This window comes from Rhizobium sp. 05L419 (assembly GCF_056397845.1).
Window position 1 is genome coordinate 37,033 of sequence record NZ_JBFTOF010000018.1, and the last position, 24,980, is coordinate 62,012.

Annotated in this window: 21 protein-coding genes and 1 pseudogene; 11 read left to right on the forward strand and 11 right to left on the reverse strand. The window is 62.4% G+C overall.

Features of this window, described 5'->3' with window-relative positions:
- Nucleotides 1-8 precede the first annotated feature (8 nt).
- The 4 genes from AC1DMK_RS20860 (at nucleotide 9) to AC1DMK_RS20875 (ending at nucleotide 5,841) form a co-directional block, all read left to right on the forward strand.
- Nucleotides 9-1,757 (forward strand): glycerol-3-phosphate dehydrogenase/oxidase, encoded by a 1,749-nt coding sequence (locus tag AC1DMK_RS20860; protein ID WP_477861638.1) that lies wholly within the window; start codon nucleotides 9-11, stop codon nucleotides 1,755-1,757.
- Complete coding sequence (locus AC1DMK_RS20865) at nucleotides 1,730-2,572, forward strand: class I fructose-bisphosphate aldolase (protein WP_477861640.1); 843 nt, start codon at nucleotides 1,730-1,732, stop codon at nucleotides 2,570-2,572. The genes AC1DMK_RS20860 and AC1DMK_RS20865 overlap by 28 nt, the downstream gene beginning before the upstream one ends.
- Before the next feature lie 114 nt (nucleotides 2,573-2,686).
- Nucleotides 2,687-4,213: an FGGY-family carbohydrate kinase gene (locus tag AC1DMK_RS20870; RefSeq protein ID WP_477861642.1), complete on the forward strand. Its 1,527-nt coding sequence runs from the start codon at nucleotides 2,687-2,689 to the stop codon at nucleotides 4,211-4,213.
- On the forward strand, nucleotides 4,210-5,841 hold the full coding sequence (locus tag AC1DMK_RS20875) for a GMC family oxidoreductase (RefSeq protein WP_477861644.1): 1,632 nt from the start codon (nucleotides 4,210-4,212) through the stop codon (nucleotides 5,839-5,841). The genes AC1DMK_RS20870 and AC1DMK_RS20875 overlap by 4 nt, the downstream gene beginning before the upstream one ends.
- A 97-nt stretch (nucleotides 5,842-5,938) precedes the next feature.
- Here AC1DMK_RS20875 and AC1DMK_RS20880 read toward each other — a convergent pair whose 3' ends face one another.
- The 7 genes from AC1DMK_RS20880 to AC1DMK_RS20910 form a co-directional block, all read right to left on the reverse strand.
- Nucleotides 5,939-7,627 (reverse strand): ABC transporter ATP-binding protein, encoded by a 1,689-nt coding sequence (locus AC1DMK_RS20880; protein WP_477861646.1) that lies wholly within the window; start codon nucleotides 7,625-7,627, stop codon nucleotides 5,939-5,941.
- On the reverse strand, nucleotides 7,624-8,568 hold the full coding sequence (locus tag AC1DMK_RS20885; RefSeq protein ID WP_477861648.1) for an acetamidase/formamidase family protein: 945 nt from the start codon (nucleotides 8,566-8,568) through the stop codon (nucleotides 7,624-7,626). Before AC1DMK_RS20885 ends, AC1DMK_RS20880 begins: the two co-directional genes overlap by 4 nt.
- A 66-nt stretch (nucleotides 8,569-8,634) precedes the next feature.
- Nucleotides 8,635-10,254: an ABC transporter substrate-binding protein gene (locus tag AC1DMK_RS20890; RefSeq protein ID WP_477861650.1), complete on the reverse strand. Its 1,620-nt coding sequence runs from the start codon at nucleotides 10,252-10,254 to the stop codon at nucleotides 8,635-8,637.
- 26 nt (nucleotides 10,255-10,280) lie between these two features.
- Nucleotides 10,281-11,201 (reverse strand): ABC transporter permease, encoded by a 921-nt coding sequence (locus tag AC1DMK_RS20895; RefSeq protein WP_477861779.1) that lies wholly within the window; start codon nucleotides 11,199-11,201, stop codon nucleotides 10,281-10,283.
- Nucleotides 11,198-12,046 carry an ABC transporter permease gene (locus tag AC1DMK_RS20900; protein ID WP_477861652.1) on the reverse strand — a complete coding sequence of 283 codons (849 nt, stop codon included), beginning with the start codon at nucleotides 12,044-12,046 and terminating at the stop codon, nucleotides 11,198-11,200. Before AC1DMK_RS20900 ends, AC1DMK_RS20895 begins: the two co-directional genes overlap by 4 nt.
- Nucleotides 12,046-12,627 (reverse strand): ANTAR domain-containing protein, encoded by a 582-nt coding sequence (locus tag AC1DMK_RS20905; RefSeq protein ID WP_037058314.1) that lies wholly within the window; start codon nucleotides 12,625-12,627, stop codon nucleotides 12,046-12,048. Before AC1DMK_RS20905 ends, AC1DMK_RS20900 begins: the two co-directional genes overlap by 1 nt.
- Nucleotides 12,624-13,757 carry a transporter substrate-binding protein gene (locus AC1DMK_RS20910; protein ID WP_477861654.1) on the reverse strand — a complete coding sequence of 378 codons (1,134 nt, stop codon included), beginning with the start codon at nucleotides 13,755-13,757 and terminating at the stop codon, nucleotides 12,624-12,626. The genes AC1DMK_RS20905 and AC1DMK_RS20910 overlap by 4 nt, the downstream gene beginning before the upstream one ends.
- Nucleotides 13,758-14,236: 479 nt before the next feature.
- Between AC1DMK_RS20910 and AC1DMK_RS20915 the strand changes: the two are divergent.
- Nucleotides 14,237-14,520 (forward strand): annotated as a pseudogene (locus AC1DMK_RS20915) (LysE family transporter); the annotation flags it as partial.
- A 132-nt stretch (nucleotides 14,521-14,652) separates the two neighbouring features.
- Here AC1DMK_RS20915 and AC1DMK_RS20920 read toward each other — a convergent pair.
- Nucleotides 14,653-16,425, reverse strand: coding sequence for a cytochrome c biogenesis protein DipZ (locus AC1DMK_RS20920; protein WP_477861656.1), 1,773 nt, complete (start codon nucleotides 16,423-16,425; stop codon nucleotides 14,653-14,655).
- Nucleotides 16,426-16,781: 356 nt separating this feature from the next.
- Between AC1DMK_RS20920 and AC1DMK_RS20925 the strand changes: the two genes are divergently transcribed.
- The 5 genes from AC1DMK_RS20925 (at nucleotide 16,782) to AC1DMK_RS20945 (ending at nucleotide 20,828) form a co-directional block, all read left to right on the forward strand.
- A complete protein-coding gene (locus tag AC1DMK_RS20925) occupies nucleotides 16,782-17,834 on the forward strand; it encodes an alpha/beta fold hydrolase (RefSeq protein ID WP_477861659.1) in 1,053 nt (350 codons plus the stop codon).
- A 111-nt stretch (nucleotides 17,835-17,945) separates the two neighbouring features.
- A complete protein-coding gene (locus AC1DMK_RS20930) occupies nucleotides 17,946-18,686 on the forward strand; it encodes a response regulator (RefSeq protein WP_037058319.1) in 741 nt (246 codons plus the stop codon).
- Nucleotides 18,683-20,005 carry an ATP-binding protein gene (locus AC1DMK_RS20935; protein WP_477861661.1) on the forward strand — a complete coding sequence of 441 codons (1,323 nt, stop codon included), beginning with the start codon at nucleotides 18,683-18,685 and terminating at the stop codon, nucleotides 20,003-20,005. The genes AC1DMK_RS20930 and AC1DMK_RS20935 overlap by 4 nt, the downstream gene beginning before the upstream one ends.
- A 147-nt stretch (nucleotides 20,006-20,152) precedes the next feature.
- The gene (locus tag AC1DMK_RS20940; RefSeq protein ID WP_037058322.1) at nucleotides 20,153-20,569 is read left to right on the forward strand and encodes an organic hydroperoxide resistance protein; all 417 of its coding nucleotides are present in this window, start codon (nucleotides 20,153-20,155) and stop codon (nucleotides 20,567-20,569) included.
- A gap of 97 nt (nucleotides 20,570-20,666) precedes the next feature.
- Nucleotides 20,667-20,828: a hypothetical protein gene (locus AC1DMK_RS20945; RefSeq protein ID WP_477861664.1), complete on the forward strand. Its 162-nt coding sequence runs from the start codon at nucleotides 20,667-20,669 to the stop codon at nucleotides 20,826-20,828.
- A gap of 17 nt (nucleotides 20,829-20,845) precedes the next feature.
- On the opposite strand, the gene AC1DMK_RS20950 is transcribed toward AC1DMK_RS20945, so the two are convergent.
- Nucleotides 20,846-21,502: a TetR/AcrR family transcriptional regulator gene (locus AC1DMK_RS20950; RefSeq protein WP_477861666.1), complete on the reverse strand. Its 657-nt coding sequence runs from the start codon at nucleotides 21,500-21,502 to the stop codon at nucleotides 20,846-20,848.
- Nucleotides 21,503-21,608: 106 nt separating this feature from the next.
- Here AC1DMK_RS20950 and AC1DMK_RS20955 point away from each other — a divergent pair, with 106 nt between their 5' ends.
- The gene (locus AC1DMK_RS20955) at nucleotides 21,609-23,198 is read left to right on the forward strand and encodes an ABC-F family ATP-binding cassette domain-containing protein (protein WP_477861668.1); all 1,590 of its coding nucleotides are present in this window, start codon (nucleotides 21,609-21,611) and stop codon (nucleotides 23,196-23,198) included.
- Nucleotides 23,199-23,228: 30 nt separating this feature from the next.
- Here AC1DMK_RS20955 and AC1DMK_RS20960 read toward each other — a convergent pair whose 3' ends face one another.
- Nucleotides 23,229-23,969 (reverse strand): SDR family oxidoreductase, encoded by a 741-nt coding sequence (locus AC1DMK_RS20960; RefSeq protein ID WP_477861670.1) that lies wholly within the window; start codon nucleotides 23,967-23,969, stop codon nucleotides 23,229-23,231.
- Between the two features lie 29 nt (nucleotides 23,970-23,998).
- Nucleotides 23,999-24,967, reverse strand: coding sequence for a quinone oxidoreductase family protein (locus AC1DMK_RS20965; protein WP_037058326.1), 969 nt, complete (start codon nucleotides 24,965-24,967; stop codon nucleotides 23,999-24,001).
- Nucleotides 24,968-24,980: the final 13 nt, after the last annotated feature.

Consider the following 24,980-nt stretch of genomic DNA (forward strand, 5'->3'; position numbering starts at 1 on the left):
ATTGCATCATGAATCGTGAAGAGACATTGGACGGGCTTCGCCAAGGCCCGAAGGTGGACGTGTGCGTTATCGGTGGCGGCATCAACGGTATCAGCGTCTTCCGGGAGCTGGCATTGCAGGGGCTCAGCGTGCTTCTTGTCGAGAAGTCCGACTATTGCTCCGGCGCCAGTGCCGCGCTTTCGCGCATGGTACATGGCGGCTTGCGCTACCTGGAAAACGGCGAATTCGCGCTGGTGCAGGAATCGCTCGCCGAGCGAGACCGGCTTCTGCGCAACGCGCCGCACTACGTCGCACCGCTTCCCACGACCGTCCCGGTCTTCGATATCTTTTCCGGTCTGGGCAACGGCCTTGTTCGTTTTTTCGGGCTGAGCCGCCGGCCGAGCCGTCGGGGCGCCCTGGCGATCAAAGTCGGGCTGAGCATCTATGATTTCCTGACGCGCAAGCGTGCCATGATGCCACGTCACGAATTTCGCGGCCGGAGGGCGACGCTTGCCAAGTGGCCGGCGCTCAATCCGGATATCAAAAGTTCGGCAACCTACCATGATGCATGGGTCAGCCATCCGGAACGCCTTGGCATCGAGCTTCTGGATGACGGCATCGCGGCGGGGTCGAAGGCGCGGGCGTTGAACTATGCCGATATCCGTTCAACCGGCGGAGGGCAGTTTGTCGTCCACGACCACATCGGTGGGGGCTCGGCCACAATCGAACCTGCGCTCGTCATCAACGCGACGGGTGGATGGATCGACATCACCAATGGTGCATTGTTTGCGCCGCAAGCGCGGCCGGCGCCCCTGATGGGCGGTACCAAGGGTTCTCATCTGATTATCGAGAATGCCGCTCTCTACGAGGCTCTGGCAGACCACATGATCTACTACGAGAACGAGGATGGGCGGATCTGCATTCTGTTCCCCTATCTGGGCAAGGTGCTGGTCGGTTCGACGGATATTCGTGTCGACGATCCGGAGACGGTACGCTGCGAAACAGACGAGCGGGACTACATCCTGCAATCACTCTCATTCGTGCTTCCCGACGTCACCGTTCGGCCCGAGGACGTCAGCTTTCAGTTCTCGGGTGTCCGTCCGCTGCCGACGAGCACCGACAGCTTTACCGGGCGCATTCCGCGCGACCACTTCTGCACTGTTGTCGAGGCAACGGATGGCGGACCGGCGGTGCTGTGCATGATCGGCGGCAAGTGGACGACCTTTCGCTCGTTCGGCGAGCTCGCAGCCGATCTCACCCTGGAACGGCTGGGCAGGCAGCGCTGCGTTACGACAGTCGACCGGCCGATCGGCGGCGGCCGGCGATTTCCCCTGGACCGTGCGGCCTGGATTGCTGAGGTCGCTGCCGAAAGAGGGCTTTCGGGTGCGCGCATGGCGGAGCTTTTTGCGCGTTACGGCACCGAGGCAGAGGCAATCGCGCTCTTTATCTCGGCGGAGCCCGACGCAATGCTGCCGCAACCCGGATATTCGCAACGCGAACTGCTTTTTCTGATCCGCAACGAAGCCGTCGAGCGCCTTGACGATGTGCTTTTGAGGCGTACCACGCTTGCCATCTCCGGCAATCTCTCGTTGCAGATGATGGAGGCGGTGCTGGACCTCCTCGCGGCGGAGAAGGGATGGACGCCTGCCCAGCGCACCGCGGAACGCGGTCGTTTTCTCACCCTTTTGCGCGAACGCCATGGCGTCGACGAAACCACACTTTCCGCAAGGAACGAACATAGGAGCATGAAATGCGAAACAACAGCAAAGTCCGGATGAACCGGCTGTTTAGTGGCGGTCGTTGCCTGGATGTGGCGATCGATCACGGGGTCTGCAACGAACCGTCCTTCCTCAATGGCCTCGAAGACATGCCATCGGTCGTCAAGGCGCTTGTAGATGCCGCCCCCGATGCAATCCAGATGAATTATGGCCAGGCGGACCTGCTGCAGGATGTGCCCGGCAAGGACAAGCCGGCGCTGGTGATGCGTATCGACATGGGCAATCCCTACAACCGCATCCGTCACCGCGACATGTGGGCGGTGCTGCAGAACGAGGCCGAGCCGCTGATCGGCGCCATCGAAATGGATGCAGCCTGCGTCGTGGTCAATCTCTTCATGCTACCCGACGAGCCGGACCTGTTTCGCCAATGCGTGCAGAACATTTCGCGGGTGCGGGCAGACTGCGACAAGTACGGCATGCCGCTCATGATCGAACCCCTGGTGATGCAGCCGGTGACGGAAAAGGGCGGCTATATGGTCGATGGCGATGCCGACAAGATCGTCACGCTGACACGGCTTGCCCGCGAGATGGGGGCCGATATCGTCAAGGCCGACCCGACGACCAATGCGGAGGATTTCCACAGGGTCGTGGAAGCGGCGCGTTGCCCGGTACTGGTGCGCGGCGGCGGCAAGGAAGATCTTCGCGCCGTCTTCGACAAATCTGCAGCCTTGATGCGACAGGGCGCCGTTGGCATGGTCTACGGGCGTAACATCTATCAGCACGCCAATCCAAGTGCTGTGGTGCGCGGGTTGATGGCGATCGTGCATGGGGATGCGAGCGGGGAGGACGCTTTCGAGCTCTATCAGCGTGGCTAGAGCAATTCCAGCGGTCGGAATTGCGTGAAAACAATAGGCTAGAGCGCTTTCGCGATTCGGAGAAAAGCGGAAATGCTCTAAGAATCAAGGTCTGAACCTTGGGAGGGGTTCTGCATGTCAGAATATCTATTGGGCCTCGACGCCGGAAACACGGTCATCAAGGCAGTTATCTTTGATCGGGACGGCAACGAGATCGCCGCGGCGGCGGAGGAGGGACATAGCCGCATGCCGTGCCCCGGGCATGTCGAGCGGGGCCTGGACGAACTCTGGACGAATGCCCGCCGGGTCATCCGTACCTGTATCGAACAGGCCGGCATCCAGGCCGAGGAGATCATTGCGGTCGGCTGCGCCGGCCACGGGAACGGCCTGTACGCACTTGACCGTGACGGCCGTCCGCTGCTGGCGATCCAGTCGCTGGATACACGCGCGGCCGGGCTGGTCGAGGAATGGCAGGCACAGGGCGTCGGCGACCGCACTTACCCGATCGGGCAGCAAAGGCCCTGGCCATCGCAGACGCCGACATTGCTCGCCTGGTTGAAACGTCATCGGCCGGACACCTTTGCCAAGATCGGCACTGTCTTCCTCTGCAAGGATTTCATCGTCAACCGCCTGACCGGCGTCAGCGTCAGCGACGTTTCCGACATGACAGGCTGCGGCTTGCTGGACGTCGCCAACCGGCGCTACGACCGCGAGCTGATGGAAGCCTATGGTCTTGGCGAGTGCCTCGCGCTATTGCCGCGCCTGATCGAAAGCTGCGACATTGCCGGACGTGTGACCGAGGACGCGGCAGCACAGACAGGACTTGCGATCGGTACGCCAGTGGTCGGTGGCCTGTTCGACGTGGTCGCCTCGGCTGTCGGGTCAGGGGTGACCCGGACCGGTGCGGCATCGATCATCGCCGGGACCTGGAGCATCAATCAGGTGATCATCGATGCGCCTCAGCTGGCTGGGCCGGTCTTCATGTCATCCACCTTCGACCGCGAGCGCTATATGGCGATCGAGTCGAGCGCCACCTCGGCTGCGAACCTGGAATGGCTGGTGCGCGAACTCCTCCCTGAGGCGCCGGACGGGCGCTCTCCCTTCGACGTCTGCGGAGATCTTGTCGCGGCAATCGAGCCGGCGGCCGACGATCCGCTCTACCATCCCTTCCTTTACGGCGCGCAGCAGGACGGCAATGCGCGCGCCGGCTTCTACGGTGTCGCCGGCTGGCATACCAAGGGCCATCTGGTGCGGGCGGTCTTCGAAGGCGTGGCCTTCGGCCATCGTCAGCACATTGAGACGATACGCCAAGCGGGGGCCGTCTTCAACGAAGCCGTGCTGTCGGGCGGAGGGTCTCGAAGCCTGATCTGGCCGCAGATCTTTGCCGACGTTCTGGGTGTGCCGGTTTCGATCGCGCGCTCGCGCGAAACGGGCGCGCTCGGGGCGGCGATCACGGCCGGAACCGGCGCCGGCGTCTTCGCGGATTTTGCCGAAGGTGCTGCATCGATGGTCCGGATGGAGCGTCACTATGCCCCGAACGCGATCATGGAAGGCCACTATGCGCGGCGCTATGCTCTTTACCGCGACGTCGCCGAAGCCATGGCACCAATCTGGCGGCGCCTGGCATCGGCGCAGACGCAGGCGGCGGGAGTAGCGGCGTGAACAGAACTGTAGATCAATCGGCTATCGACTTCGGTTCCTACGATTTCATCATCGTGGGAGCCGGGTCGGCCGGGTGCGTGCTTGCCAACCGGCTGTCGGCGGACCCGGCAAGCCGCGTCCTGCTGCTCGAGGCAGGCGGCAGCGACCGATATCATTGGGTGCATATTCCCATCGGGTATCTTTTCTGCATGGGCAATCCGCGCACCGACTGGATGATGAAGACGGCCGCCGAGGCGGGGCTCAATGGCCGTTCGCTTCCCTATCCGCGCGGAAAGGTCCTCGGGGGCTGCTCCTCGATCAACGGAATGATCTACATGCGCGGGCAGGCTGCCGATTATGACGGATGGCGGCAGGCGGGCAACCGAGGCTGGGGTTGGGACGAGGTGCTGCCCTACTTCATCAAATCCGAGGACAATTATCGCGGCAAGTCCGGCATGCACGGAGCAGGCGGCGAGTGGCGAGTGGAACGGCAGCGGCTCTCCTGGCCGGTCCTCGATGCGTTTCGCGATGCAGCCGAAGAGCTCGGCATTCCCAAGACAGACGATTTCAACGACGGCGACAACGAGGGATCGGGCTACTTCGAAGTCAATCAGCGCGGCGGCGTGCGCTGGAACACCACCAAGGCGTTCCTGCGCCCTGCAATGAAGCGATCCAACCTGCGCGTCCTGACCGGTGCGGAAACGGAACGGCTGCAATTTGAGGGACGACGCGCAACCGGCGTCCACTTTCGACTGAACGGCCAGCCGCATGTTGCCCATGCAGGCCGCGAGGTCATCCTCTCGGCCGGCGCGATCAATTCGCCGAAGGTTCTCGAACTCTCGGGTATCGGGCGGCACGACCTTCTGTCGGCCGCTGGCATCGATGTCGTCCATGAACTTCGGGGGGTTGGCGAGAACCTGCAGGACCACCTGCAGATCCGCACCGTCTTCCGTATCGAGGGCGCAAAGACGCTGAACCAGCTTTACCACAATCTCTTTGCGCGCGCCGGCATGGGCCTTGAATACGCACTGCACCGCTCAGGCCCGCTCTCGATGGCACCGAGCCAGCTCGGCATCTTTGCAAAAAGCGATCCGGCGGTTGCCACGGCCGATCTCGAATATCATGTGCAACCACTCAGCACCGACAAGCTGGGCGAACCGCTTCACCGCTATCCGGCGGTCACCGTCTCCGTCTGCAACCTGCGGCCGGAAAGCAGGGGCACGGTCCACGTTACGGGTCCGGACCTGTCCGCAGCCCCCGAGATCAGGCCAAACTACCTCTCGACGGCGGGGGATCGAATCCTCGCCGCAAAGTCCATTCGCCATGCCCGTAGTCTGATGCAGACCGAAGCGATCTCGAAATTCAACCCGCAGGAAATGTTGCCGGGTACGGCGTTCCAGAGCGACGAGGAGCTGATCGGCCGCGCCGGTGACATCGCGACCACGATCTTCCATCCTGTCGGAACCTGTAAGATGGGTAGCGACAATCACGCGGTCGTCGATGCGGCACTGCGAGTGCACGGTCTGGCTGGATTGCGCGTCGTCGATGCGTCCATCATGCCGACGATCGTCTCCGGTAACACCAATTCGCCGGTCATCATGATCGCGGAGAAGGCCGCAGATATGATCATGGCGGCAGGGTCCCGCTGATCCACGCAGGCAGCGAAATTTGCTGGTGTCCGATGCGCAGGCCTGGATTTGCTTGGTGCAATTTGGAACAAGGAGGCGCGCCGGGTGCTCCGCACCCTCAGGCGATGCGATGTACCCGTTCCCGCTGGGCAGCAGGATCGGGAACCGGCACTGCGGCGATCAGCGCCCTTGTATAGTCGCTGGTCGGGTTCTCAAAGATCTCCCGGCGTGTTCCCGTCTCCATGATCCGGCCCCCGCGCATCACTGCGACGTGGTGTGACATGCGTTCGACAACGGCCATGTCATGCGAGATGAAGAGATAGGCGATGCCCATGGTTTCCTGCAGCTCGAGCATGAGATCAAGAACACGGGCCCGCACGGAGACATCGAGAGCGGCGACGCTTTCATCCGCAACGATCAGCTTCGGCTCGACGGCCAGTGCCCGTGCGATGCAGATGCGCTGGCGCTGGCCTCCCGAAAACTCGTGCGGGTAGCGGCTTGCCGCGTCCGGTGTCAGCCCGACACGACGCAGCAGCTCGGCAACGCGATCCTGCCGTTCGCTCTTGCTCCCGATGCCATGTATCACCATCGGTTCGCCAATCGCCGCACCAACCGCCATTCGGCTGTCGRGGGATGCATAGGGGTCCTGGAAGATCATCTGCGCAGAGCGGCGGACCGGACGCATCTCCCGCTGGCTGAGCCCGCCGATATCCTGCCCGTCGATAAGAACGCTGCCGGCAAATGGGATCAGGCCCAGCACGGCCTTGCCGGTCGTCGATTTGCCCGATCCGCTTTCGCCGACAAGACCCAGGGTCTGGCCGGGTTTGATCTCGAAGGAGACATCGCTGACTGCATGAACCGGCGGGTTGCCCTTGAAGAAGCGGCTTGCCCGGGCGCCGTAGCTGACGTTGAGGTCGCGCACGTTCATAACGGGTACAAGGCCCGGCTTTTGAGCCTTAGCCTCACCTGGCGTGACGCGAGGTGGACCATCGGTTCCCGCGAACGCCCCCAGTCTCGGAACCGCTGCCAGCAATTGCCTGGTATAGCTCTCTCGCGGTCGATTGAAGATTTCGAGCGAGGGTCCCTCTTCGATGATCCGGCCGCTCTGCATGATCAGCACGCGGTCGGCCATTTCGGCGACCACGCCCATGTCATGCGTGATGAGGATGATCGAGGTCCCGAATTCCGCCTTCAACTCACGCATGAGCTTGAGGATCTGTGCCTGAACCGTCACGTCGAGTGCCGTCGTCGGTTCGTCGGCGATCAGCACCTTCGGGCGGCAGGACAATGCCATGGCAATCATCACGCGTTGGCGCATGCCGCCGGAAAGCTCGTGCGGAAACTGCTTGAGGCGGCCCGCGGGATCGGTGATCTGTACTGCATCAAGCATCCGAAGTGCGACTGCGTCGGCATTCTCGCCGCCCTGATGCTCGCGGATCGCCTCGGTCAGCTGTGCGCCGATCGACATCACAGGATTGAGCGAGGTCATCGGCTCCTGAAACACCATTGCGACATCGCCGCCGCGTACGCTGCGCATCTGACGGTTGGAAAGCTGCAGGAGATCGCGTTCTCCAAGCAGAATGTTGCCCGAGGTGACGCGCAATGACGCCTTCGGCAGCAGGCCCATGATTGCGAGCGAGGTCACCGATTTTCCAGAGCCCGATTCCCCGGCAATGCAGAGCGTCTCGCCGCTGGCCAGCGCGAAGCCCACGTCTCGCAGGACCGGCTTGAGGCCCTCGGGCGTCAAGGCGTCGACGTTGAGGTCGCCGATGGAAAGAACTGGCGTTGCGACGGAAGACAATGTCACGCGAATACGATCCTCGGGAAGTAGAAGGATACCACCCAGTTCGGCTGATCGACGATTTCGCTGATCCTGAGATCGCCGCAGACCGAACAGAGCAGATACGCATCGACTGCGCTCATGCCATGCTCGGCGCCAAGTAGGTCGATCATGCGCATCAGGCTTTCGCGGGCGCCGGTCATAAGGTCGGGGCCGATGCCCGTCGTGACTTCATAGCCGGCGCCGTCGAGGTGGCGGGTGACGGGCTCGGTTGTCGTGAAGCGCGGGGTCTGCAGGCGGGCATCCTTGACGAGCTCGATCGTCGCCTCGACGTTCATCTGGCTTTCGATCGCCGTGCCGCAAACCTCCCCGTCGCCCTGGGCGGCATGGGTGTCGCCGATCGAGAAGAGCGCACCTTCGACTTCGACAGGGAGGTAGAGCGTCACGCCTGATGTCAGGTCGCGGATATCCATGTTGCCGCCGACGCGGCGCGGGGGAACCACGGAATGGGTGCCCGGCTCGGCGGGTGCGACACCGATCGTGCCGGCGAAGGGCTTCAGCGGCACGCGGCCGCCCGGGCCGTAGAGGGCAGGGGCCATACTGTTTGGATCGTACGACCAGACGTGCAGCGCCGGATCCTTGAACTGGTCTGCAAGCAGGCCGAAGCCCGGAATATTGGCCGTCCAGCCGTGGCCCGATGGCTCGAAGCGGCGGATCGTGACCTTCAGCGCGTCGCCCGGCTGTGCCCCCTCGACATAGACCGGGCCGGAGACCGGGTTGATCTTGCCGAAATCGAGATTGTTCAGCGTTTCAAGCGTCGCGTCGCGCCCGAGCTGGCCGCCGGACGAGTCAAGGCATTCGAAACGGATCGTCTCTCCGGGCTTCGCAACGACGGCCGGGGCAAAATCCTTGTTCCAGCCGAAATTGTGCTGGGCGCGGTGAATGGTATGGGTGCAGGCAACGCACATGTGGAAATCTCCCTGGACTTTTCTCGCCTTCCCGGACTGGCCGGGAAGGCTTCGCTACTGTCGAGCTTATTGGTTGACGTAGATCGCGTCGTAATTGATGACGCGCGTCGGATCGATGTAGATGTTGTCGGAACCGCCCATGCGCAGCGACTTGGCCACGACGCGGCGTTCGTTGATCACGGGAACCCATGGTGCATCGGCCATGATGTCGGTGAAGACCTTGCCCCATGCGACGGTGCGTTCTGCGGCTTTTGCCGGATCGGACATGGAGTCGGCGGCAACGGCACGCTTATCGAGATCGGCGTTGCAATACCACGACCAGTTCCAGCCCCCCGCGACCGCACCCGAGCATCCGAGGATCGGACCGTAGAAGTTGGACGGATCCGGGAAATCGGCGATCCAGGCCATGCCGCCCGACCAGATCATCGGCGCTTCGCCGTCGGTACCGCCGGCGGCGATGACATTTGCCTGCGCCAGCGCGCGGATTTCAGCCTTGACGCCGATTGCCGCGAGATCCTGCTGGATCGCCTGGGCGATGCGCGGCTGCGGATCGGTGTTGGTCGAATAGAGCACGGTCTCGAAACCGTCGGCATAACCGGCTTCAGCAAGCAGGGCTTTGGCCTTGGCGACATCATAGGCATAGCCGGTAAAGGACGTGTCGTAGCCCGGCATCAGCGGCGGCAGCGGTTGGTTTGCAGGGGTCGCGCGACCGTTCAGGATGCGGGTGACGCGATCCTTGTTGATCGCCATGTTCATCGCCTGGCGAACCTTGACGTTGTCGAACGGCTTGATCTTGGTGTTGAGCGTGATGTAGCCGGTGTGCAACTGCGCGCCATCGACGATCATCTTCGCACCATCGGCCGAGTTCTTGATCTCGAGGAACTTCGCCGGCGGAATGCCGTCGCCGGCAATGTCGACTTCACCCTTCTGCAGACGAAGCAGAGCGACAAGCGGTTCCTGGCCGACTTCGACCTTGAAGCTGTCGATGTGCGGAACGTCCTTTACGAAGTAGTCCTTGTTGCGCTCGAAAACGAGCTGCTGGCCGATTGTCCAGTCCTTCAGGATGAACGGGCCGGAGCCGATGGGCTTCTTGCCAAAGTCGCCGCCGGCTGCCTCGACGGCTTCCTTCGGCACGACGGAGGCGAAGTTGATGGCGAGAACGTGGAGGAAGGTGGCGTCCGGACGGGAAAGGTTGAAGACGACGGTCGAAGCATCAGGCATCTCGATGCCGGCAAGAGATGTTGTCTTGCCGCCGGTTACATCTTCGAAGCCTTTGATGGCACCGAAGAAGCCGGCGCCGGGACCTTGCGTTTTCGGATCGACGGCGCGCTCGATCGAATACTTGACGTCGGAGGCGACAATTTCGCGGCCGTGCGAAAACTTTACGCCCTTGCGGAGCTTGAAGGTATAGGTGAGGCCATCCGGCGAAACGGTGAAGCTCTCGGCGAGCGACGGCACAAGATCCGGCGTGCCCGGCGTGTAGTCCATCAGGCGCGAATAGAGGCTCTTGATCATCGACCAGTTGACCCAGTCGTAGCCGATGGCCGGGTCTAGCGTGGTGATATCGTCCTTGTAGGTGACGACGATGTCGCCGCCCTGCTTCGGCGTTTCCTGCGCCATGACCGATAGCGGCGCAAGCGCCACCATCGTTGCCATGGTTGTGTGTTGGAGCCAGCGTTTGAACATTCTAGGTTCCCCTTCTTTGGTTGCTGTCAATGTGTGCGGATGCGCGGATCGATAAGCGGTGCGATGAGGTCTGCAAGCAGGTTGCCGATGACGATGGCAAGTGCCGACACCAGCGTGACGCCCATGATGATCGGGATGTCGACTTGCTGGATCGCCTGCCAGGCAAGCTGACCGATGCCAGGCCAGCCGTAGACGGCCTCGACGACGACAACGCCGCCCATGAACTGGCCGATATCGATGCCGATCATGGCGATGATGGGCAGGATGGCGTTGGGCAGGGCATGCCGGAATATGATGCGTCTGGAGGAGAGGCCCTTGGCGCGGGCGGTGCGGACATAGTCCTGATTGAGGACATCGATCATCGCTGATCGCACCATGCGTGCATACCAGCCGGCGCCAAGGACGCCGAGGGTGGTTGCTGGCAGCACGACATGGGCAAGGGTGCCGTAACCGCTCATCGGAAACCAGCCGAGCGTCACGGCGAAGACATAAAGCAGAAGGAGCGCAACGACGAATTGCGGGGCGGAGACGCCCACAAAGGACGCCATCATGACGACGCGATCCATAAGGCCGCCGCGGCGCACGGCAGCAATCGTGCCGAGCGTTAGGCCAAGCAGCACCTCGACGAGGATGCCGGCGAGCATCAGTGTGAGGGTTGCTGGGAGGCGCGCGACGATCAGCGTCCAGACCTCGGTCTTCTGCGCATAGGACCGGCCGAGATTGCCGGACAGCAGATTGTGCAGATATGTCCAGAACTGCACCAGAAGCGGCTGGTCGAGGCCGAGTTCGTGGCGGATATTGGCGACCGTCTGCGCCGTGGCGCTGCGCCCGGCAATCATGCGGGCCGGATCGGCGGGCAGCGCATAGAGCAGCACGAAAGTAATGGCCGCAACCCCGAGGAGGATGAGGGCAGCCTGAACGACGCGGCGGAGAACGAGAAACATCAGCCTCGTCCTCGCTGCGTCGGATCGAGGAGGTCGCGCAGCGCATCGCCGACCAGATTGAACGACAAGGCCGTCAGCAGGATAATGGCGCCCGGGAAGAAGACAAGCCATGGAGCTGCCTGAAAGTAGCTCTGGCTTTCGAAGATGATATTGCCCCAGGACGGCTGTGGCGGTTGGACGCCTATGCCGAGAAAGGAGAGCGTGGCCTCCAGAAGAACTGTCGTCGCGATGCCGAGCGTACCCCAGACGATCGCGGTCGGGATCAGATGCGGCAGGATGTGCAGGAAGAGCACGCGCAGATGCCCGGCGCCCAAAGAGCGTTCGGCCATGATGAAATCGCGCTCCGAGAGACCACGGGTTTCGGTGTAAACGATACGGGCGACCTGCACCCAGTTGACGAGCGCGATCACCATGGCCACGATCCAAAGGCTGGGCTTCAACAGTGCGGCAAGGACGATCGCGAGCAAAAGTGCCGGAAACGCCATCATCAGATCCGTGAAGCGCATCAGCACGCTGCTGGCGATACCGCGCATGTAACCGGCCACGATCCCGATGAACAGGCCGATCGTAACGGCGATGCCGTTTGCCACCAGGCCAATGACCAGCGATGTTCTCGCCCCGAAGAGCAGGCGGGAGAGGAGATCGCGGCCGAGCGTATCTGTACCCAGCAGGAACTCGCCGCCCGGTGGCAGCGGCGCTCCTTCAAGCGAAAGCCCATCGAACATCTGCTCATCGGGATTGAAGGGGGCGATCCACGGTGCGGCGATTGCCAGAACGATGACGAGGATCACGACCGAAAGCCCCAACAGGGCCGCAGGCTGGCGCAGCATGGTTTTCAGCACGCGCATCAGCCGGCCTCCGGCAGGGGCTCGGCCCCTCCGAGAATGAACGCAGCAAGCTGCTCCATCGGCAGACGGCGACGCATGGCGCAATCGCGAAGGATCGTGTAGGCGCGCTCCTCGCTGACGCTGTGAACATTCATCAGCCTCTCCACGGCCGCGTGGACGAGCGGGCGAAGTCGTACGCGCTCTTCCAGAAACATCAATCGCTCAGCAACGGTCTTTCGTTCCTGATGGATCGAGACCGCCATGACGAGAGCGGGATAGACAGCGGAGGCGGCGATCGGCTTGGCAATGATCGCGCCCGCGCCCTGATCCAGTGCCCAGGCGATGCGCCCCGGCGCTTCGGAGCCGAGCATGGCGACGACCGGACAGGCCGGTAGCGCGTCACGCCAAGGCAGAAGATCATCGAAGCCCTGATCGGCATCGACGATCACAAGGTCGGGCAGGCCCGCGGCGGAAAGCGGCGCCCACTGCAGCCTTGCGCGCACGCCGAGAAGGCGAAGCTGGCGGATCAGTTTTTCTGTGTTGCCGTCCTCGCGGTGGATGACCGTTGCGTCCCAGCCGGTAAAATTCGGGGTCTCTCTCATGACACGACCCGCAGTCTCGGCGAAGCCGGCTTGTTGCGCCCGGTCAGATAGGGATCCGCGGCAAGCGGAGGACGGGAGGTGACGACATCGAAGCCGTTTTCGGAATTGATCCGGCCGAGATGGAACGGCAACGCCGCGTGATTGGTTTCGCGATCGATCGACAAGGGACCAAACAGCGTCGGCCACTCGGAACTATAAAGCGACTGACGCACCGCAACGGGATCGTCGTCGGCGGCGGCAACGATGGCATCGGCGCAAAGCTTCGCGGCCGTGTAGGCACCGGCGAAAACGCTGGATACCCGCCGGTCGCTGCCAAAACGGGAAGCAACGCGGGCCTTGAAAGCATGGTTGTCAGGCGTGTCGAGATTGTCGAAGTAAGAGGCGGCGCATAGCTGCCCGAGAGCCGCGCCAGCGGCGATATCGTCGAGCTCGCATTCCATAAGGTCGCAGCTGACCACAGGGCAGTTGTCGGCGCGGAAGGCGGGGTCACGCTCGCCAAGCTTCTTGACCGCTCCCAGGAAGGCGTAGCTCGAAGGGCCGATCAGATTGTTCAGAATGAAACTCGGACGTCGCTGTTCGATATCGGTGACGATACGATCGACAGCCGTCTCTTCGAGCGGCAGATAGCGCTCCCCGAGTACCTCGCCGCCCGCATTGTTGACGAGTTCGCGCGCGAGCCGGTTCATTTCCCAGCCCCAGACATAATTGGCGCCCACCAGATAGGGCCGGGCGCCGAAGCGGGGAATCAGATGGTCGAAGAGCGGAATGAGATGCTGGTTCGGGCAACCGCCGACATAGATGACATTCTCATTGGCCTCGAATCCTTCATATGGACACATGTACCAGAGCAAACCGTCATGTTTTTCAACGAGCGGAATGACCTCCTTGCGGGCAGCCGACGTGATCGTCCCGACGATATGGCGACATCCCGAGCGCAACAGGTGGCGCGCGCCTTCGAGATAGGCCGAAAGATCCGCATGCGGATCGAAGAAGACGGGCTCGATCGTGCGCCCGCTTGCCTCAGCGAATTCCGCCAGCGCAAATTCCGCGCCGTCGCGCGCATCACGACCCATGGAAGCATAGGGTCCTGAGGTCGAGAACAGAATACCGATCTTCAGTGCATCGTCCATGCGAAACCTAAAAACAAAAAACCCCACGACGCTGTCCCATCGTGGATGGGGACGTCATGAGGCGAAACTGCCCAGCGACTATCAAAGTCATGTGATTGCGAATTGCCTAATCCGCAGGCCTGCATAAAATACAGGCGCAGATATTTTGTCAAGCGCGCGAGTACCTCAGTTTCCACGTTTGGGGCATTTTTGGCCTATGACCATTGACGGTCCAGTTCGTCACTGCAAATGGTTGCATATGCTGTGCTGCAACGGCGGCCTCGGCACCACCGAATACCTCGGCTGTAAAAAATTGGCCAACCAGTCCTGGCGGTTTTCCAATCGGGGCCGCCGCCGGCAAGCCCAGGCAATATTTCTATAACCATCAAAAGGTTATCGCAACGAAAGCCTCACTCGAATACGGCACATGTCGTATTTCTTCGTCCTCAAGCCAGGCCTACTCCGACGAAGCTGGCCAGCGGGGATCGACCAGCTTGCGCGACAGCATCGTCGTCGAAATTCTCAATCCGAAGACGGTGCTGTTCTTCGTGACCTTTCTGCCCCAGTTCGTGGACCCCGCGGCCGCCATGCCGCTCTGGGCGCAGTTTCTGCTCTTGGGATTCTTCGTCAACCTCGTCTTTTCCGTGGCCGACATAGCGTCGGTCGGCGTCGTCTCCCTGGCTCTTGTGCGCCTGATGGACGGGGTCCGGGATCGGTGGTGCCGAAGACCTGCGGCACCATCCTCATCGGGCTTGGCCTGGCGCTCGCTGGTCATCACGTGTGATCCCGCAGAAAATCGAATGATCGGCCCCGCGGCTAAAGGCCGGCGGGGCAGGGCGCCGGAGCAGCTGACCCTGAACCTATCGGCCGCCTTTCGATCACGGGCAACGGCCTCCGATGGTGTCGGGTGGAAAGCTCATCCGAATGTGAAGGCGTAGGCTTGCACACCGGGGTCGAGGAACCGGATTTCGAAGCTGTGTTCTGCGACATCGTTCGACTGCCGAACGAGCTGGTAGAGCTTCGTGGTGGTCACCGTGCCTTTCCCATCGGTGTCGGTGTCGGAACCGTGGTCTGCTCCAGGCGCCTTGCCGTCGATCGTCACTTGAAAGCGGATCGGTTTGCCGTTGCTGCCGGGGCCGAGAACGAGATGCAGGTCGCGGGCGCTGAACCGGTAGGCGATGCCGCCGCCTGGTTGATCGAGCGTGGCCTGTTCAGGACCGACGACCCAGGTACCTGACAATCCCCATTCGTTGAGGCTGAGATTGGGGATCGAATAGTTGCGCGCGGCATCTGCCCGCAGCCTTTCAGGGGATGCGAAATTGGAGGCCTGCTGATAGCCGAGATAGGTTTCTCCAGATCTGATGCTGCTGAGATCTGGACCTGCTTCCACTCCCTTTGCATCCGGTATGGTCGGTGCGGTTGCGGGCATCTTGCTGCCCGCCTCGCGTAGAAGGTCCTGGATAGCCTGCTCGGTCTGTGGGTAGTTTCCCTCGCCAAAGTGGTGGTAGCGGATCTGCCCCTCGGCATCGATCAGGTAGTGGGCTGGCCAGTAACTGTTGTCGAACGCCCGCCAGATGCGGTAATCGTTGTCAATCGCGACCGGATAGCCGATCTTGAACTCGCCGACCGCTTGCCTGACATTGTCGATCTTCTTCTCGAAGGCGAACTCAGGGGAGTGCACGCCGATCACGATAAGCCCCTGATCCCTGTATTTTTCAGCCCAGGCGCGAACGTAGGGAGTGGTTCGGATGCAGTTGATGCATGAATAGGTCCAGAAATCGATGAGCACCACTTTCCCGCGGAGCTGCTCTGTGGTGAGCGGTGCCGAGTTCAGCCATTCGACTGCTCCGTCGAGCGAAGGCGCACGGCCTTCCACTGGAAGGTCGCTGCGGAACGGCAGCTTCGCGTCGACCGTGACGATGCCGTCGTTGCTGGCGACCTCTGACGGTGCAGCCCCTGCTGGCTTTGCCTGAAACCTGTCCAGCACCGCCTGCTCGAAGGACGTGCTGCTTGCATAGGAGAACCGAGCCAAAAGACCGGTATCCAGGCCAAGCGCGATGACGGCGACGCCTGCCAGAACCGCAGCGCCGAGAAACTGCCGGACGCGCTCGCTGGCACCCATGAACCCCTTCATGCGGGTCATGACCTTTGCACCGACAAGCAAGGCGACGGCAAGCGAGGTCGCAGCACCGGCGGCATAGGCAAGCAGCAGGAATGTGGTTTGCAGATTGGCCCCCTGCAGCGCGGCACCCGTCAGCACCAGGCCGAGGATCGGGCCGGCGCAGGGAGCCCAGAGCAGCCCGGTCGCGATGCCGAGAACAAGCGAGCTCCTTGCGGTGGGCGCGTTGCGCGGATCGCCCGTGGCATTGAGAAGATTGTTGCCGAAGGATACGCTCGGCTGCGCAAGCAGGCTTGCGATGCGGGGGACAAGAAGGCTTAGCCCGAAGAGTGCAAGCAGGACGATCGCAAAGATGCGGCCATACTCGTTGGCGCGGATAGCCCAGCTGCCGCCAACTGCGGCGAGCGTGGCGACAACCGCGAAAGTGGCGGCCATGCCCACGAGCATGGGCAGCGTGCTTCTGACGAACGGCTGGCCGGCACGCGCAAAGACGAAGGGGAGGATGGGGAGGATGCACGGGCTGAGGATCGTCAGCGCACCCCCTAGATAGGCAATGATAAGAAGCGTCATCATCGTTTCCTTTGAAAGCGATTGAGAAGGCTCTGGACGGCGATTGCCGGGCAAGCGAGGTGCATCTAGCCGGCGTGACGTATCTCGGATGTGTCCGGTTCCCAGGGCAAATGTACCGAATTGTAGGATTGGGGCCGGGGGGTCGCTGGAATGTGGCACAAAGCGCCCGTAACCGATGGAAAGCCCGTGAAATTCGGTTCAGCTGATTGATGGTCGCCTTTGGCAGGGTATTTGTATCGCAATGTATCCAACTGGCCGGAAGCTACATCGTCACGCAAATGCGAGCCCCCCGGACACATCCGGGATACATGCGACGGGTCTCTTTGGGATCATGATCGATTTGACTGGAGACAGAGATGACTGAGGAAATCAACCACCAACGCCGCCGTTTGTTTGGTGTTGCCGCCATGGCCGTTGCGGCGGTCGAACTGGGCGCCACCACCACTGCCGGCGCCCAGGCGCCACAGCCGCCCACGGCAAAGCGACCGGCCGTCAAGACGCGGCCGAACGCCTCCTTCGAAGCGTTCAAACAGATCAAGGCAGGCGTGCTTGATATCGGATATGCCGAGGCAGGCCCGGCAAACGGCCCGCCGGTTCTGCTGCTCCACGGCTGGCCCTATGACATCTATAGCTTCGTCGACGTTGCGCCGATGCTTGCGTCGGCCGGCTATCGCGTGATCGTCCCCTATCTGAGGGGCTACGGCACGACCAGGTTTCTATCCAAGGATACGCCTCGAAGCGGCCAGCAGTCGGCGCTTGCGGCCGACATGATCGCCCTTCTGGACGCATTGGGCATCGAGAAAGCGATCGTCGCCGGCTATGATTGGGGTGCTCGCACCGTCAATATCATGGCCGCCCTCTGGCCGGAGCGCTGCAAGGCGATGGTGTCGGTCAGCGGATACCTGATCGGCAGCCAGGAGGCCAACAGGAAGCCCCTGCCGCCAAAGGCCGAGCAGGCCTGGTGGTATCAGTTCTATTTCGCCACCGAGCGTGGGCGCTTGGGCTACGCCGCCAATCGCCACGACTTTGCAAAGCTCATCTGGCAAACGGCATCACCGACCTGGGATTTCGACGATGCGACGTTCGACCGTTCGGCCGCGGCATTCGACAATCCGGATCACGTCGATATTGTCGTCCACAACTACCGCTGGCGCCTGGGCTTGGTCGATGGCGAGGCAAAGTACGATGCTTTCGAAGAACGCCTGGCAAAAGGGCCGATAATCACCATTCCGACGATCACGATGGAAGGCGACAAAAACGGAGCACCGCATCCCGAGCCTTCTGCCTACGCCGGCAAATTCTCCGGGCGATACGAGCATCGCACGATCAACGGCGGGATCGGCCACAACCTGCCGCAGGAGGCGCCGGAAGCCTTCGCGCAAGCGATCCTGGACGTCGACCGGCTGTAGTTTCAAGAACGCCGAAAGGTGGAAATTTGCCCCCTTCGCGACGGCTGGATCAGGGGCTAAGGAAGAGTAGTTGATCAAATCGCCCTTGCGAAACAGAAACTGGAAGCCCGAATGGAGCACATCGACCATATCCTGGTTGTCGACGATGACCGCGAAATCCGCGAACTGATCTCGAGCTATCTCACGAAGAACGGCTTGAGGACGACCGTTGCAGCCGATGGACGCCAGATGCGGAGCTTCCTGGAGGGCAATGCCGTCGATCTCATCGTGCTCGACGTCATGATGCCTGGCGATGACGGGTTGGTCCTGTGCCGGGAGCTGAGGGCCGGCAAACACAAGGCAACGCCGATCCTGATGCTGACGGCCCGCAACGATGAGCTCGACCGGGTTCTCGGACTTGAGATGGGGGCAGACGACTATCTGTCGAAGCCTTTTGCGGCACGCGAACTGCTGGCGCGCATCAAGGCGGTGCTGCGTCGCACACGCATGCTGCCCCCCAATCTTCAGATCAGCGAAGCCGGCCAATTGCTGAGCTTCGGCGACTGGCAACTGGACACGGTCGCACGCCACCTTATCGATAGCCAGGGGACAGCGATCGCCTTGAGCGGCGCCGAATACCGGCTGCTGCGCGTCTTCGTCGATCATCCGCAGCGCGTGCTCAATCGAGACCAGCTGTTGAACCTGACGCAGGGGCGCGATGCGGATCTCTTCGACCGCTCGATCGATCTTCTCGTAAGCCGCGTTCGCCAGCGGCTCGGTGACGATGCGCGCGAGCCGACCTACATCAAGACCGTGCGCAGTGAGGGCTATGTCTTCTCCGTGCCGGTTGAAATAACGGAGCTTCGCCCGTGAATGCGGCGCATCAGTTTCGTCCCAGCCGGCTATGGCCACAAACCCTGCGCGCGCGGATCTTCCTGATCCTTCTCGCAGGGCTGGCAATCGCCTACGGGCTTTCCTTCGGGGTCCTCTACCTGGAGCGCTACATGTCGGCCAAAGCCGTCATGCTCGGTACTCTGGAAAACGATATTGCGACATCGATTGCGGTTCTCGACCGGCTGCCAGCGGGCGACCGCGAAAGCCTGCTCGACCGGCTCAGCCGTGGCAACTACCGCTTCATCCTTGGGCCGGGTCTGCTCGGCGTTCCCGACACGTCCAGCCGGGGCGTGGAGATTGCCGCCATGATAGAAGACGCGGTCGGTCATCGCTTTCCATTGCGCATCGAGGCGATACCTGGTGACATTGCCAGGTTGCAGGCGCATCTGACATTGAGTGACGGAAGCCCGCTGACGATCGACATCACGCCGCGCGGCGTCATGCCGGTCGCGGGCTGGCTTCCCTATGTCTTCGTCGTCCAGATGTTGCTTCTCGTCCTCTGCGCGTGGTTTGCCGTGCGGCAGGCAATCCGGCCGCTCGGCGACCTTGCGGCTGCGGCCGATGCGCTTGATGTGAGCAGCAAGGGGCCGATCATGAACGAGGCCGGGCCGAGCGAAGTCTCTCATGCGGCCAAGGCTTTCAACGCGATGCGCGACAGGATTGCTCATTACCTCGAAGAGCGCGTTCAGATTCTGGCGGCGATCTCGCATGATCTCCAGACGCCTATCACCCGGATGCGTTTGCGCGCCGACATGTCCGAGGACAGTCCTGAGAAAGACAAGCTGTTGCACGACCTTGGTGAAATCGAGCGGTTGGTGCAGGACGGAATTGCCTATGCAAGAAGCGCTCACGGCAACGGCGAAAAGCTCTCCCGCATCGATCTTGCCTCCTTCATCGAAAGTCTCTCCTACGACTATCAGGACACGGGAAAAGCCGTGACCGTCGTCGGTGTCGTGCAGGGGACGGTTTCGACCAAGCCGTACGCGCTTCGTCGCATTCTCTCAAACCTTGTCGACAACGCACTCAAGTTCGCCGGCGCTGCCGAGATCAGCGTCGAGCGCAACGGCGAGAGCGCAGTCGTCATTACGGTGCTGGACCGTGGGCCTGGGATCCCGCAAGAGCAGCTGGAAGCCGCCATGCAGCCGTTCTTCCGGCTCGAGCAATCCCGCAACCGGGAGACCGGCGGGTCGGGCCTCGGGCTTGCCATCGCACAGCAGCTGACTGCGGCGCTCGGGGGCTCGATAAGGCTCTACAACCGCGCCGGCGGAGGCCTGGCCGCTGAGGTCGTCATTCGCTGACCGATATTTGTACGGCACGGTGTCTTTGCCGCGCGAGGCTACGTTTTGTTACAGTTCTGTCCGTTTCGAAAACATGCCGGATACCTCAGCCGGGCAAACCACACTCCGTCATGTCGCGTTGAGCGACGCAACAAAGGAGTGTTTGCGATGACAAGTATCGACAAGGTTCTCTATACCGGCAAGACCCGCACCACCGGCGGCCGCGACGGCTTTTCTCGCAGTGCCGACGGTCAGCTCGACATCAAGCTTACGCCTCCCGGAAGCAATCGCGCCGGCACAAATCCGGAGCAGCTTTTCGCGGCCGGATGGTCGGCTTGCTTCATCGGAGCGATGGGCAAGGCGGCGGCGACGCGGAAGGTGGAGCTGCCTGCCGACCTCTCGGTTGATGCCGAAGTCGACCTTGGGGCCACCGCCGGGGCCTATTTCCTGCAGGCGCGCCTCACGATCAATCTGCCCGGCATTGCACCGGATCTGGCGCGCTCGATTGTGGAAGACGCTCACCAGATTTGCCCCTATTCGAAGGCCACGCGTGGCAACATTCATGTCGATCTGGTCATCGCCTGACGAGACTGCCGCTGCGAGGCGTTGGCTTCCAGCGGCAATCCGGCCGTCCAGACGAAACAGATGACAAGCGAGGCGGAGCCTCGACCAAGGAGTACCCATGAGAATGATGATCCTTTGCATGCTGGGGGCGGCGGTATTCGCAGCGCCCTGCGTCTACGACGCCACCTCCCGAGAGCCGTCGCCTATGGTGGGTATCCTGGCCGCGGCCGGTGCGTCCTACCCAGGGTATGAACAGGCAAAGTACGCCGTTCCGTGGTAGTGGGTCGTTGCGGCCGATCACGCCCCGGCCAGCCTCTCTCGCCCAGGTGCCATTGCCGCGATAAAGACGTCCCACCGCTCGTCGAACAGCAGGCGGGAGGCGCGCTCGTCGGACGCATCGGCGGTGCCAAGCCGCACGCGGTTGTTGGCGCCTTCGAGAAGATCGACGAGAATGCTGCAGATCGAGGCGGGATCGCCCGGTCGAAGGGCGTGCGCTGTCTGGGCCGAGACGATGGCGTCCCTCAGCGGCTCCAACGCTGTAGCCGACCACATGGCGAGTTTCTCGCGTATGGACCGCGAGATGGCCGCTTCGGCGCTGACGGATAGATAGAAGGCTGAGTATTCCCGGCTCGTGCCGAAAGAGAAATAGCTGCGCGCGGCGTTGTGCAAGGCCTCTGCGGGATCCGTCCTCTCCGCCGCCGCCTCCGAAAGGGCGCTGCGAAATCGAACGAGATCGCGGGAAACGACGGCTTCGAGCAGAACCGTCTTGTTCGGGTAGCGACGATAGATCGTGTGCTTGGACATGCCGAGATCAGCCGCGATCTCCTCCACAGACGTATTTGCGATACCGCTCCGGGCGAAAGCAGCGCGCGCGCCGTCGAGGAGACGGGTGTCTATCGCGTTTGCCTCGCCCTTGCTTGGCCTGCCACCGGCGCGGCGTCGTTGTGCTTCCAATGTCCTGGTCCATCCGTGGGTTTGCGCAGTTGGTTGCGCTCCGTGTCGATATTTGCTAATCGGCACGATATCGTGCTGTTTTATGATTTTCAAGAAGGCTCCTGCCATGCCGTCCATCACTGTCTCAGGGCTCGCCTGGTCAAGGGCAGACGGCCAGAACCTCTTTTCCAATCTCGACCTGACCTTCGGCAAGGAGCGCGTCGGTCTCGTCGGTCGGAATGGTGTCGGCAAGACCACGCTGCTGAAGATCATTGCCGGCGAATTGCAGCCCTCCGCTGGTTCGGTCTCGCTCAGCGGGAGCCTTGCCATGGCGCGGCAGGCCGTGAAGATCGGCGCGGTCGAGACCGTCGCCGACCTTTTCGGGGCAGCGCACGCGCTTTCGGTGCTGCGCCGTGCCGAGATCGGCGAGGCGAGTGTCGAGGAGCTTGCCGAGGCCGACTGGACGCTTGAGGAACGGATTGTGGCGGCACTTGCCCAGGTCGGTCTCACCGCGCGTCCGGAGACCGCCCTGAGCCAGCTTTCAGGCGGCCAGCGGACGCGGGCAAGCCTGGCTGCCGCAATCTTCCGAACGCCGGATTTCCTGTTGCTCGATGAGCCGACGAACAATCTCGATCGTGACGGAAGACAGGCCGTGATCGATCTCCTTGCCGGCTGGCGCAGCGGGGCCATCGTCGTCAGCCATGACCGCGAGCTCCTGGATCGTATGGACGCGGTCGTCGAAATGACCACGCTTGGGGCGCGTCGCTACGGGGGCAACTGGACGGCCTACCGGGCCATCAAGGCAATGGAGCTGGAAGCCGCTCAGGAGGATCTGGCACACGCGCAGAAATCCGTTGCCGAGGTCAATCGCAAGGCGCAGCTTGCAGCGGAGCGAAAAGAAAGGCGCGACGCGGCGGGCGCCCGCAAGGCTGCGCGGGGCGATATGCCGCGCATTCTTCTGGGCTTGAGGAAAAACAGAGCGGAAGCGAGCAAGGGGCAGGGGGTCAACCTCGCCGACCGCCAGCGGGAGGAGGCGCTTGACGCCGTGGCGTCCGCCAGATCCCGCATCGAATCCCTGCGGCAGCTTTCCGTCTGCCTGCCACCGACGGGGCTTGCGGCAGGGCGAACGGTTCTGGCTCTCGACGGTGTATCTGCCGGATATGAAGCCGGGCATTCCATCATTCGGGACCTGTCCTTTTCGATCGTCGGTCCGAAGCGTTTTGCGGTTGCCGGGCCAAACGGGGCAGGCAAGACGACCCTGCTGAAGCTCATCGCCGGCGAACTGCGGCCCTTTCGCGGGACGGTCTCGGTCAATGTGCCGTACGCCATGCTGGATCAAAGCGTCGGTATCCTCGATCCCGACGCAACGATCCTCGACAATCTCATGCGGCTCAACCCGAATTCGACGGAGAATGCCTGCCGCGCGACGCTTGCGAATTTTCTCTTCCGCGCCGATGCAGCGCTGCAACGGGCGGGCACGCTGAGCGGAGGGCAGATGCTGCGGGCGGGGCTCGCCTGTGTGCTCGGCGGACCGCAGCCTCCGGCCCTGCTGATCCTCGACGAGCCCACCAACCATCTGGACATCGCCTCGATCGAGGCGATCGAAGCGGGGCTTCTTGCCTATGACGGCGCGCTCCTGGTCGTCAGCCATGACGAGACCTTCCTGGCCAATATCGGCGCAGTCCGGCGCGTAGAGATGGCAGAGGCCGTCCGCTGAGAGGGGGCCTCGTTCAGTTCGACGTGGCGATCAGAGGACGTAGCTGCCATCGATCGTCAGGCTTGCTCCGGTCATGTAGCCGGCGCTGGGACTGGCGAGATAGGAGGCGAGCGCGGCGATCTCTTCCGGCTGCCCAACCCGCTTCAGGGGAATGATCTCGGTCAGGCCGGAGATCATGTCGGCGGTCATGTCTGTCTCCGTGGGACCGGGCTGGATGTTGTTCACGGTGATCCGCCGCGGTGAAAGATCGAGTGCGATCCCTTTCACCATTGCCGCGACGGCGGCCTTGGTCATGGCATAGACACTGCCGCCGGCGGAGCCTGTCCTGATCGCGGTGCTGCTTCCGATCGTGATGATCCGGCCGTTATCCTTCATGTCTCCCGCCGCCGCCTGGATCGCCAGAAGAACGCCGCGGACGTTCACGTTGAGCGACAGGTCGAGATCGTGAATGTCGACCGCGTCCAGTGTCGCCATTCGAAGGACGCCGGCATTGACCACGGCGACGTCGAGAGGACCGAACAGCCCGACCGTCCGTCGCATCGCTGCCCGAATCTCGACGGGGTCAGCACTGTCGGCACGGATCGCGATCGCCTTGCCGCCATCTGCCTTGATCGCGGCCACCACATCGTCCGCCTTGTCCGGCCGGGAGACGTAGGTCAGGCCGACATGGAAACCGTCCTCGGCCAGTCGTCTGGCGATTGCGGCGCCAATGCCGCGCGATCCTCCGAAGACCAGCGCTGCCTTTGCCGTTGCCGATGCTGAGTTGTTCATGATTAACTTCCTTATCGTTGGTGTTTTTGTCAGGGGATGAGCAGGAGCTTGCCAGTGGTGGCGCGGCTTTCCATGTCAGCATGTGCCTTCGCCGCTTCGGCAAGCGGATAGATGCCGCCGATTTTCACTGTGAGTGAGCCGTCGGCAATCCAGTCGAAGAGTTGCCGGCTTCGGGCGCGAAGCAGCTCTGGTGTGTGGATGTGATCAAAGAAGGTGGCATAGCCGAGCTTGATGCTCTTCGGCAGGCTCATGATGTCGAGGGGTCCCGGCCCACCGAGCACCGGGCCATACCAGCAGAACGTCCCGGAACGGCGAAGGGAGGCGAGGGACCCGTGAAAGGTCTTTGGCCCGGAGCCGTCATAGACGACATCAACGCCTTCGCCATCGGTCAGGCCGAGGACCTCTTCGGCAAACTGACCCTCCGTGTCGATGATCACATGATCGACGCCGGCCTGCCTGGCGAGCGCGACCTTGTCGGGCGAGGAGACGCGGCCGATGACGCGGCCGCCCCTGCGTCTGATGATCTGTGTCAGGAGCAGGCCGAGCCCGCCCGCGGCCGCATGGACCAGCGCGGTGTCGCCAGGCTGGACGGGATAGAAGTCGGTGGCGAAGTGGCTGGCGGTGAGGCCCTGCATCATCACAGCGGCGGCCGTTCGGTCGTCGATGGCGTCCGGGATGGCGACAAGCGCGTCGACGGGGACGGCGACACGCTCGGCGTAGCTTGCCGGGGCGTAGACCCAGGCGACGCGATCGCCTGGCCGGAAGCGATCGCTTCCCTCGCCGACACCGATGACGCGGCCCGCCCCCTCGACGCCGAGGATTTTCGGGTTGGGCATATCGGTCCAGGCCATTCCCTGCCGTACACCGATATCCATGAAGTTCACACCTGATGCCGCGACTTCGACCACGACCTGACCCAGCCCAGCCGCGGGCTTCGGACGGTCGACGCATTCCATTGCGTCAGGCCCGCCCACTCCATTCATCACGATCGCTCTCACGATTTTGCCCTTT

Bases quoted from the DNA above. Each gene is read 5' to 3' on its own strand.
- AC1DMK_RS20860 (WP_477861638.1), top strand. From the start codon at position 9: ATGAATCGTGAAGAGACATTGGACGGGCTTCGCCAAGGCCCGAAGGTG.
- AC1DMK_RS20865 (WP_477861640.1), top strand. From the start codon at position 1,730: ATGCGAAACAACAGCAAAGTCCGGATGAACCGGCTGTTTAGTGGCGGT.
- AC1DMK_RS20870 (WP_477861642.1), top strand. From the start codon at position 2,687: ATGTCAGAATATCTATTGGGCCTCGACGCCGGAAACACGGTCATCAAG.
- AC1DMK_RS20885 (WP_477861648.1), bottom strand. From the start codon at position 8,568: ATGTGCGTTGCCTGCACCCATACCATTCACCGCGCCCAGCACAATTTC.
- AC1DMK_RS20890 (WP_477861650.1), bottom strand. From the start codon at position 10,254: ATGTTCAAACGCTGGCTCCAACACACAACCATGGCAACGATGGTGGCG.
- AC1DMK_RS20900 (WP_477861652.1), bottom strand. From the start codon at position 12,046: ATGCGCGTGCTGAAAACCATGCTGCGCCAGCCTGCGGCCCTGTTGGGG.
- AC1DMK_RS20905 (WP_037058314.1), bottom strand. From the start codon at position 12,627: ATGAGAGAGACCCCGAATTTTACCGGCTGGGACGCAACGGTCATCCAC.
- AC1DMK_RS20910 (WP_477861654.1), bottom strand. From the start codon at position 13,757: ATGGACGATGCACTGAAGATCGGTATTCTGTTCTCGACCTCAGGACCC.
- AC1DMK_RS20920 (WP_477861656.1), bottom strand. From the start codon at position 16,425: ATGACGCTTCTTATCATTGCCTATCTAGGGGGTGCGCTGACGATCCTC.
- AC1DMK_RS20925 (WP_477861659.1), top strand. From the start codon at position 16,782: ATGACTGAGGAAATCAACCACCAACGCCGCCGTTTGTTTGGTGTTGCC.
- AC1DMK_RS20930 (WP_037058319.1), top strand. From the start codon at position 17,946: ATGGAGCACATCGACCATATCCTGGTTGTCGACGATGACCGCGAAATC.
- AC1DMK_RS20940 (WP_037058322.1), top strand. From the start codon at position 20,153: ATGACAAGTATCGACAAGGTTCTCTATACCGGCAAGACCCGCACCACC.
- AC1DMK_RS20945 (WP_477861664.1), top strand. From the start codon at position 20,667: ATGAGAATGATGATCCTTTGCATGCTGGGGGCGGCGGTATTCGCAGCG.
- AC1DMK_RS20955 (WP_477861668.1), top strand. From the start codon at position 21,609: ATGCCGTCCATCACTGTCTCAGGGCTCGCCTGGTCAAGGGCAGACGGC.
- AC1DMK_RS20960 (WP_477861670.1), bottom strand. From the start codon at position 23,969: ATGAACAACTCAGCATCGGCAACGGCAAAGGCAGCGCTGGTCTTCGGA.